Below are 5,428 nucleotides of genomic sequence, written 5' to 3' on the forward strand. Positions count from 1 at the left end.
CCCCTGTCAGACCCCGGTGGGACACTCGCACCCATGAGCGACCGCACCCCCCGCTGGGCCCTCGCCGAGGACGCCGACGGCTGGTGGCACGCCGCCCCCGTACCCCCCACGGACGGCGTCCGGCTCCGCGTCCGCGACCCCGCCGACGCGATCCGCTCCGCCCCACCCGGCACCCGCTGGGTCTGGCGGTCCACCGCCGCCGTGTACCCCCGCCTGCTCGCGGCCGGTGCCCGCGTCGAGCGGTGCCACGACATCGAGGACGCCGAGCTGCTGCTCCTCGGCCACGAGGGCCGCTGCGGCGAGCCCCGCTCGGCGGCCGCCGCCTGGGCCCGGCTCACGAACGCCCCCGTACCGCCCGATCCGCGGCAGCGCGCCGCGGAGCCCCGCACCCAGGACTCCCTCTTCGATCCGCAGCCGACCCCCGTCCCCCTGGACGCCCTCCTCGCCGTCCACGCCGACCAGGCGAAGCGGCTCGGGGCCACCGCCCACCCCGACCGGATGCGGCTGCTCACCGCCGCCGAGTCCGCGGCCTTCCTCGTCGCCGCCGAGATGAACCGCGCGGGCCTGCCCTGGCGGGCCGACGTGCACCGCGCCCTACTGACCGAGCTGCTCGGCGAGCGGTACGCCGGCGGCGGGGAGCCCCGGCGCCTCGCCGAGCTGGCCGACCGCGTCTCGGCCGCCTTCGGTAGACGGGTGCGCCCCGAGCTGCCGGCCGACGTCATCAAGGCCTTCGCCGAGGCGGGGATCAAGCTGAAGTCCACCCGCCGCTGGGAGATCCAGGAACTGGACCACCCCGCCGTGGAGCCGTTGCTCGCCTACAAGAAGCTGTACCGGATCTACACCGCCCACGGCTGGGGCTGGCTCGCGGACTGGGTCCACGACGGCCGCTTCCGCCCCGAGTTCATCCCCGGCGGCACCCTGACCGGCCGCTGGGTCACCAACGGCGGCGGGGCCCTGCAGATCCCGAAGGTGATCCGCCGGGCCGTGGTCGCCGACCCCGGCTGGCGGCTCGTCGTGGCGGACGCCGACCAGATGGAACCGCGCGTGCTCGCCGCGATCTCCCGCGACCCCGCCTTCATGGAGGTGGCCGGCCGGCCGGAGGACCTCTACACCGCCGTCTCCCGCCAGGGCTTCTCCGGCGACCGCGACAAGGCCAAGATCGCCGTCCTCGGCGCCGTCTACGGCCAGACCTCCGGGGACGGCCTGAAGAACCTGGCCGCGCTCCGCCGCCGCTTCCCCCGGGCCGTGGCCTACGTGGACGACGCGGCGAAGGCGGGCGAGGAGGGCCGGCTCGTACGGACCTGGCTCGGCCGCACCTGCCCGCCGCCCGTCTCCGCCCGCGACGCGGACGGGGACGGCGACCCGGTCGCGGGCGAGGCCGGGATCCCGCAGGACGGCGACGGCGACACCTGGACCCCGAGCTACGCCTCCACCAACAGCCGGGCCCGCGGCCGGTTCACCCGTAACTTCGTGGTCCAGGGCAGCGCCGCCGACTGGGCCCTGCTGCTGCTCGCAGCCCTGCGGCAGGCGACCGCCGGGATGCGGGCCGAGCTGGTGTTCTTCCAGCACGACGAGGTGATCGTGCACTGCCCCGCCGAGGAGGCCGAGGCCGTCGTGGAGGCGATCCGCGCCGCCGGTGACCGGGCCGGCCGGATCGCCTTCGGCGACACCCCGGTCCGGTTCCCCTTCACCACGGCGGTCGTGGAGTGCTACGCCGACGCCAAATAGAGGCCCTCGGCGCAGGTCGTCTCCCTCGGCCTAGTTCCGGGTCCGGTTCCACCCCGGGGCGAGCGCGATCTCCTTCAGCTGGTCCAGAGTCAGCGCGGGCTGCTCGCGGGTGGCCGTGCCGCTCTGGTTGGCGGTGTTGAAGGCGGAGACCACCACGCGCAGTCCGTCCGTGCGCAGCGTGTCGACCTGCCATTCGATCACACCCTTGCCCTTCTCGGCGGGGCCCTGCTTGACGTTCACCAAGGTGCCGTCTGGCAGCGGGGGCTGATTGAGGCCCGGGAAGCCGGAGAGGCCCTGGCCCACGTTGAGCTGGACCAGGGACTTGCCCTTGCCGTCGTCGAACACGACGTAGCCGTGCCCGCCCTCCCCGCCCTTGGAGAGGATCGGGATCTCGATGCCGATCCCGGCAACCAGCTCTTCCAGTGCCACCGCGGCCTCCCGGTCCCGCAGGGCCGCCGACGACCCGGGCGGGGCCGACTGCCCCGACTCCGGCTCGGGCGCCGGCAGGTCGTTCAGCGCCGGCTGCCAGACGGCCGAGGTGACCACGGTCTTCAACTGGTCCGTCGTCAGCGGCGGGTTGCTCCGCGAGACGGGGGCGCCCTTCTCGGCGGGGGCGTTCCACTCGGACAGCTCGACCATGAAGCCCTGCCGGGTCGCGAGCACGGCCCGCCAGACCTTCGTGTCCTCCCGCCGGTCCGGGTACTCGTACCCCTTGAACAGCAGCAACCGGGAACCGTCCGCCAGCTGCTCGGTCCGGCAGTAGTCGTACTCCTGCAGGTTCTCGTCCCCGCACTCGGTCATCGCGCGGGCCTGGCTGCCGTCCGGGTCCACCCGGCTGAGGCCGATGCTGACGGCCGCCCTGCCCTTCCCGTCGTCGTACACGCCGGAGGCCAAGGGCACCTGGTCGTCCGAACCCCGCCCCACGGGCTCGGTCAGCTGCCCGCCGGGCAGGAGCGCCCGCAGATTCGCGATCATCTGCTCCGCGGTGACGGCGCCGGAGCCGGCCAGCGGCCCCTTGTCGTCGCCCGCGGGCGTGGTCGGCGGCGACGCGACGTTGACCGTACCGGCCCGTCCGGCGCCGTCGAGCAGGCCACCCGAGTAGGCGCCCGCCGTTGCGATCAGGGCCAGGGCCAGCACGGATCCGCCGGCCGCGGCGGCCTGGCGGCGACGCGCCACCAGCCGTCGGCCGCGCTGCTCGCCGGCGTTCACGAGGGCGTCCCGGTCGGCGGTGAAACCGTCCCCCGCACGCCGGAGGGCCGCGCCGAGGTCATCTTCAAGGGGCATGAGGAAGCAGACCTTCCGTTTCAAGGGTGGGGTGAGGCAAGAGAAGGGAGCGACGGAACGACCCGGACCGGACCTGACCGGACCTGATCAGGCCCGACCGGCCCGGACCGGCCCCCTCAGAGATCGGCGAACGCGGCCAGGCTCCCGCCCAGTTGCTCCCGCAGCCGGGCCAGCGCCCGCGAGGTGCGCGTACGGACCGCCGCCGAGCTGGAGTTCATCGCGTCGGCGGTCTCCTCGACGCTCCGGTCCTCCCAGTAGCGCAGCACCAGCACCGCCCGGTCCTTGGGCGACAGCCGCCCCAGCGCCTGCAGCAGCGTCAGCCGCAGCTCCGGGTCGGCGCCGCCGGCCGCGGCCGGCGCGCCCGGGTCGGGGAACTCCCCGACCGGGCGCTCCCCCGCCGACCGGCGGCGCTGGTGCGTGAGGAAGGCCCGTACCAGCACCGTCTGCGCGTAGGCCGCCGGATTGTCGATGCGGGAGATCCGCCCCCAGCGCAGGTACATCCGGCCCAGGGTCTCCTGCACCAGGTCCTCCGCGAGGTGGGTGTCCCCGCTCGCCAGCAGACATGCCGACCGGTACAGGTGACCCGACCGGCCCGCCGCGAACTCACGGAACCCGTCTCTGCGACCCTGCCCCATTTACTCTCCCTCGCGTCCGTCTCACCCCATTGACGCGATGACAGTGCGGCAATGTTTCATCCCCCGGCCCGAGTTGGTCAGCCCAGGTCGTGGAAGTACACGTGGAACTCCTCGCGGACGAAGCCCTCCGCCTCGTACAGCCCCTGCGCCACGGTGTTGTCGTACGCGGTCTCCAGCTGCACGCCGGACACGCCGGCCTCGCGGGCCCGGCGCAGCACCTCGCGCAGCAGCGCGCGGCCGGCGCCGGTGCGGCGGCCGGCGGGGGCGACGTAGAGGTCGTTGAGCACCCAGGCGGTGCTCAGGGTGAGAGACGAGAAGGCGCGGTAGACCTGCGCGAAGCCGACCGTCCCGAGGTCCGGGACCTCGGCGAGCAGGACGAGCGACTCGTCCTTCGCGATCCGTTCCGCGAGGAAGGCCCGCGGGCCGTCCGGGTCTTCGAGGTCCACCTCGTAGAAGTCGAGGTAACCGCGGAACAGCGCGGCCGCCGTGTCGACGTCCGCCTCGCCGGCGGCCCGGACCGCCACCGCGCCCTCGCCCTGCCCGTGCGGGGGCCGGACGTCCTGCTGTGCTGCTGCCTGACCGCTCATGTACGTCTCACATTTCCCTGGAGGGTGTCTCGCGCGCCGGGACCATGGTGCACGGGCGGCGCGGATCCGCACCAGCGGTCGCGAGAAGGCCGGTTCAGTGTCCCGTGACGGGCTGGGCGGGCAGGGTGAAGACGTGCTCGGGCGTCACGATCTCGGTGATCGCCCGACCGAACAGGGTGCTCGGCTCGCTGCCCTGGTGGGCGGCGTCCGTGTTGAGCAGCACGACGAGCGTGGCCTGCGCCTGCGGCAGGTAGACGGTCAGCGACTGGTAGCCGGGCAGTGAGCCGTTGTGCCCGATCCAGCCCTGGACGTTGAAGATGCCCAGGCCGTAGCCCGCACCCGGGAGCGCGTCGATCACCTCGAGCCGCTCGGCCTGGGTGGCGGGGGTCAGCAGGGTTCCGGTCGCCAGGGTCTTCGCCCAGCTCCGCAGGTCGGTGAGGTCGGAGATCATCGCGCCGGCCGCCCACCCCCAGGAGGGGTTCCAGTCGGTGGCGTCCTCGGTCTTGCCGGTGGCCGTCTGGTCCGTGTAGCCGTGCGCGTGCGGACTGGGGAACTCCGCGCCCGTGGGGAACAGCGTGTGCCTCAGCCCGGCCGGCTTGACGACCTCCCGGTCGATGTACTCGGCGAGGGGGATCCCGCTGACCTTCTCCACCACCAGCCCGAGCAGGATCAAGTTGGTGTTGCAGTAGTCGAACTTCGCGCCCGGTTCGAAGAGGACCGGGTGCTTGAAGGAGTACGCGAGCAGTTCCTGCGGGGTGAACGGCCGCCGGGGATCGCTGGTCAGCGCCTTGAAGAAGCCTTCGTCCTCGGAGTAGTTGAACAGTCCGCTCCGCATCTCGGCCAGCTGGCGCAGGGTGATCCGGTCGCCGTTCGGGACCCCCTCGACGTACTTGCCGATCGGGTCGTCCAGCCCGGCCTTGCCCTCGTCCACCAGCTCCAGCAGGGCGGTCACGGTGAAGGTCTTCGTCTCGCTGCCGATCCGCATGTTCAGGCCGGGGGTCATCGGCGCGCCCGTCGCCTTGTCGGCGATGCCGAAGGACCGTACGTACTCGCCCTTGCCCGGCGCCGACAAGGCCACGGTCACTCCGGGCACCTTCGCCTCGGTCCTGACCTTCTGGATCGCGTCGTCCAACTGCCGGGCCACGGCGGGCGTCAGCTGCGGGAACTCGTCGGTGGCGGGGGTCGGGGCTGGGG

Annotated in this window: 5 protein-coding genes; 1 reads left to right on the plus strand and 4 read right to left on the minus strand. The window is 73.3% G+C overall.

Annotation, left to right across the window (positions count from 1 at the left end; all coding sequences use genetic code 11):
* The first annotated feature begins 33 nt into the window (after positions 1-33).
* Positions 34-1,728, plus strand: coding sequence for a bifunctional 3'-5' exonuclease/DNA polymerase (locus PV721_RS40815; protein ID WP_319733560.1), 1,695 nt, complete (start codon positions 34-36; stop codon positions 1,726-1,728).
* Positions 1,729-1,758: 30 nt separating this feature from the next.
* On the opposite strand, the gene PV721_RS40820 is transcribed toward PV721_RS40815, so the two are convergent.
* The 4 genes from PV721_RS40820 to PV721_RS40835 form a co-directional block, all read right to left on the minus strand.
* Positions 1,759-3,012, minus strand: coding sequence for a hypothetical protein (locus PV721_RS40820; protein ID WP_319733562.1), 1,254 nt, complete (start codon positions 3,010-3,012; stop codon positions 1,759-1,761).
* Positions 3,013-3,128: 116 nt separating this feature from the next.
* A complete protein-coding gene (locus PV721_RS40825) occupies positions 3,129-3,647 on the minus strand; it encodes a SigE family RNA polymerase sigma factor (RefSeq protein ID WP_319733564.1) in 519 nt (172 codons plus the stop codon).
* A gap of 77 nt (positions 3,648-3,724) precedes the next feature.
* On the minus strand, positions 3,725-4,234 hold the full coding sequence (locus tag PV721_RS40830; protein WP_319733566.1) for a GNAT family N-acetyltransferase: 510 nt from the start codon (positions 4,232-4,234) through the stop codon (positions 3,725-3,727).
* A 94-nt stretch (positions 4,235-4,328) separates the two neighbouring features.
* On the minus strand, positions 4,329-5,428 hold a 1,100-nt coding region (locus tag PV721_RS40835), incomplete at its 5' end, for a serine hydrolase domain-containing protein (protein WP_319733568.1).

This window comes from Streptomyces sp. MB09-01, from assembly GCF_033794505.1.
Taxonomy (GTDB): Bacteria; Actinomycetota; Actinomycetes; order Streptomycetales; family Streptomycetaceae; genus Streptomyces.

Coding starts and splice junctions, on each gene's coding strand:
- PV721_RS40820 (WP_319733562.1), bottom strand. CDS start 3,012: ATGCCCCTTGAAGATGACCTCGGCGCGGCCCTCCGGCGTGCGGGGGAC.
- PV721_RS40830 (WP_319733566.1), bottom strand. CDS start 4,234: ATGAGCGGTCAGGCAGCAGCACAGCAGGACGTCCGGCCCCCGCACGGG.
- PV721_RS40825 (WP_319733564.1), bottom strand. CDS start 3,647: ATGGGGCAGGGTCGCAGAGACGGGTTCCGTGAGTTCGCGGCGGGCCGG.
- PV721_RS40815 (WP_319733560.1), top strand. CDS start 34: ATGAGCGACCGCACCCCCCGCTGGGCCCTCGCCGAGGACGCCGACGGC.